3 protein-coding genes are annotated in these 4,126 nt (G+C 42.6%); all 3 read right to left on the bottom strand.

Translation table 11 applies throughout. The features are described from left to right. Positions 1-230: 230 nt before the first annotated feature. Positions 231-2,663: an ATP-binding protein gene (locus tag OGY18_RS02230; RefSeq protein ID WP_286551548.1), complete on the bottom strand. Its 2,433-nt coding sequence runs from the start codon at positions 2,661-2,663 to the stop codon at positions 231-233. A gap of 36 nt (positions 2,664-2,699) precedes the next feature. Further along, positions 2,700-3,812, bottom strand: a complete 1,113-nt coding sequence (locus OGY18_RS02225; RefSeq protein WP_104868956.1) for a response regulator — start codon at positions 3,810-3,812, stop codon at positions 2,700-2,702. 56 nt (positions 3,813-3,868) lie between these two features. After that, positions 3,869-4,126: hypothetical protein (locus OGY18_RS02220; RefSeq protein WP_502873439.1), on the bottom strand; the 258-nt coding region annotated here is incomplete at its 5' end.

The raw sequence follows: 4,126 nt of genomic DNA, 5'->3' as shown, positions 1-4,126 counted from the left end.
CTTTGAATGGGTTCATGTGCAGCTCCATCAGCAAAAGGGGATGATAAGTTTATCACCACCGACTATTTGCAACAGTGCCGAGAAAACTGGTTAAGATCGGCTTCGGTTTTAAGGCCCTTAGCCAGTTCAGCCGCCAGCGCTTTGAGTTTCTTTTCGTCCATAATTTGCCTGTCTCCGTTGTTGGAATGAACATATCAAAAACAGGCAGATACACAATTTAAATTACAGTCTCAAAGTAACTCATCCACAACGGTCTCTTTGAATTGACTTAACTCGACTTTGATTTGAACCATTAGCTCCAGAGCATCATCAAAATGATAACTTGATACTGCTTCAGACAGAGCGTAGCTCAGTTCCGGATTAAGCTTTTCAAAACAGGACTTATACTTGGAATAATAAAATTCAGACTCTAAGTCGCACTCTTCTAGCAATGCTGTCAGGTGGCTCACTTTAGACTCAAACTCCTCGACTGATTTGATATCACACTCGTGTTGAAGATGAGTGGTATCAACGAGCGCAGATTCTGGAAGGTCTTTGTACTTAGGAATTACTGATACTCCGAAGTGGTCAATATCGAGTTTGATGGTAAACCAGAAATTGCTTCCTTTATCTAGCTCACTGTCGACACCAACATGACCGCCCATTAACTCTGTAATGCGCTTAGAAATCGCAAGGCCAAGGCCAGTACCTCCGTATTTTCGGGTCGTTGAGGCGTCTACCTGCTGATAGCTGTCAAATACGACGGTCTGGTCGTGTTCAGACAAACCAATCCCCGTATCCATGACACTAAATAGCAGGTCAATATGTTTTTCGCTTCTTTGCACGACACTGACTGCGATGGTTACATCTCCTCCTCTAGAAAACTTGATGGCGTTACTCACATAGTTCAGGAGGATTTGCTTAATACGAAGTTGATCGCCAACGACCTGAGGAATGGACTGATCAACTTCAGTCATAAGATGAACATCGTTTTTTCTGGATTGGTGCTCAAAAATGTCGTACACATCCTGAATTGTCGCTCGAATATCGAATGGTGCCTTCTCAATATCAACCTTATTTGCTTCAAGTTTAGAAAGGTCCAGAATGTTGTTAATCAGTGTCAGCAAATGCTTGCCTGATCTATCGATTTTCAACAGGTTATTTTTCTGCTCAGACGTGAGGTCTGAATTTAACAGTATGTAAGATAACCCGAGAATCGAATTCAACGGCGTACGTATTTCATGGCTGACATTTGAAATAAACTTGCTCTTGGTTAGGTTAGCATGTTCAGCCGATAATTTTGCCTCATTCAGTTCGGAGGTAAGCCTATCCAACTTGCCACCCATGTTGATGATCGCGTTTGCTGTTTCGTTGAGCTCTTTTAAACGGAAGCCTTCATGAGCTAAGTTAAAATCACCCAGCCCGACTCGATTGACCATGCTCTGGAACTGAGTTAATGGCTTAGCAATAAATTCACTCGTCTTCTTGGACGAACGCCAGATGAGGATAAAGAACAAGATGTAGAATACCACTAAACAGAAGATCAGAATGTAACCAATTTTTTGGTATTTTTGTTCTAGCGCATGAGAAGTCGCATACATTTCCTTCTCACCAACAATCATCAGTAAGCGCCACTGAGTTTCTGGTATGGTCGACCATGATAGCAGTTTATTTTCACCATTCAGTTTGAGCTGCATAACCCCATTGGTGTTCTTGAGTAAACGCATGCTCAAGTCAGCGGTGCCATCACGTTTATACAGGTTAAATGCCTCAGGCTTAAAAATCTCTTTGGTGATTGCTTGCTGGTAGCTGTGCTTAGTGAGTTCTTTCAAGCCAAAATCGTGTTCTCCTTGTGGTGGCAAAGCCATAATTGTGCCGTTACTACTCACTAAAACAGCGTAGCCGCCCCAAGGAATGGCTAGATTTTGAATGCTTTCTATAATGTCACTGACTTTGATATCAAGCCCGACAACACCCTCGAGAAAACCTTGGTTGTAGACCGGCGCGATAACCGATGCCATCCAGCCGTGGCCCGCAGGATCAATGTAAACATCTGTCCAAATTGTCTTCTGGTCAGGATTGTTTTCAGCGTTTGCCAGGTAGTAAAAGTTGTACTCCGGAATGTCCATTTTGGGAGGGTACTGAGCGACGGTGTTGAACCACGGGTAGATTCGGTTGTATGAATCCCAGGTATTAAAGTAAATCGACGCAACCAAATCGCTATTATTTTTGATTTGTTTCATCAGTGGGTCAAGGTGAGCGAGTTTATACACCTTCTCCCAATCTTTTTCGGCGGTAAGACCAGAGTAGAAAGAAGCCGAGCCCCCTAAATCTTGTTTAGAATACAAGACGCCATCTTCGCTCACGGCAAGGTTATCTTTTTCAGATCGGTCAATGGTGTGTTCTTCTGATAAAACACGTTCTGTTTCGTTTTGGTATACGGCCGTTAAGGTTTCTATTGAGAGCAGCTTCTCTCTAATGATTGCTGCTTCTCTCTCCGATGAGATCTTCAACTCTTCATTTACTTTTGTGTAAATGTATTCCATGTTGTCGGAACTGATAAAACGGTTACGTATTAGGTAAACGGCAATAAGAACCGATTCCACCAGAATGAGGGGAATGATTCCGGTTTTGACCATTGAACGCCACACCCACGATTGTGTGGTGATTTTCTTGTCTTTCATGTTTGTCTCAGAAACGGCTATAAGTACTTGTCTTATCTAGTTAGTGTATTCTTGAGCAATGGCATCGAGTTCATCTGTAATTTCAGCGAAGGCATCGATGATAGTAGGGTCAAATTGAGTGCCTTTGCCTGACACAATGATATTTACTGCGTCTGAATGTGAAAACGCAGGTTTATAAACTCGCTTGCTGATGAGCGCATCATAGACGTCTGCTATAGCCATGAGTCGGGCGGACAACGGAATTTGCTCTCCAGCAAGACCTAATGGGTATCCTTCACCATCCCAGCGTTCGTGATGTGAGTAGGCGATCTCTTTTGCGACAATCAAGAACTTCATAGGCTGGCCGCATACTTTCTCAGCATTTTTAATCGCTTCATAACCGATGGTGGTATGAGTTTTCATCACTCGAAATTCATCGTCGGTCAGGGAGCCTTCTTTCCGCAAGATGTTGTCTGGAATGCCTATTTTCCCGATATCGTGCAGAGGCGCTGATTTATATAACAGGGCAATAAAGTCATCGGTCAGTTCTGAAACATAACGCGAGTTTTGGCGTAATTGCTCTGCTAAACGTTTTATGTAAGCTTGGGTACGTTTAATGTGGTTACCCGTTTCGTTATCGCGGGATTCGGCTAACGAAATCATGGCATAAATGGAAACATCTTGAATTGCGTGAAGCTCTTCTTTTTGCCGCAAAGCTTCGTTGGTTCGTCTTTCGACCTCTTGCTCTAGCACTTGATTCTTGTCTTTTAAGATATCGGAAGCCACTTTGAGAGATACATGTGTTTTAACACGTGCCTTCACGACCTCTGGGTTAATTGGTTTGGTTATGTAGTCAACGGCACCCAATTTTAGCCCTTTATGTTCATCGATTCTTTCAGCTTTAGCTGTGAGGAATATTATCGGGATATCACTGGTTGCTGGGTTTGATTTAAGCTGCTGGCATACTTGATAACCATCTATTTCCGGCATCATGATATCGAGCAAGATCAAATCTGGATTAGCAGTTTCGGCAAGTGTAAGCCCGCGCTCACCGCCGTTTGCCCCTTTTACCTTATAATCATCTTTAAGTAGCTGATACATCAGCGTGAGGTTTTCTGGAGTATCGTCGATAACCAATACAGTTGGCTTCGATGAAGAAAAATCGAACATACTTCCTCCTTTTGGCAGCAATACGGCAAATTGCGATTTAGTGCATAATATTTATGTCAATAATCACTTAATGATCTTGAACTCTTTACTAAAATAAAGATGAAATAGGCTAGAATCGGTATCATCACGAACGTCGCGAAATAAAGTATCGAAATAGCCACAAATACAAATAACTTAAACCGATCTTCCAGCAAACAACCATTCCACAACCTTTTGATTGATTCTATCATCGAACTAGGGAAGGTGCGAATAAGCAGGTCATTTCTTCCCAAGCTGACTCGCTGATTAAAATTTCGCGGATCTGGGCCGATTTT

The organism is Citrobacter sp. Cpo142, from assembly GCF_030332425.1.
Taxonomy (GTDB): Bacteria; Pseudomonadota; Gammaproteobacteria; order Enterobacterales; family Enterobacteriaceae; genus Citrobacter; species Citrobacter portucalensis.
This window is presented reverse-complemented; position numbering and strand designations above follow the sequence as displayed.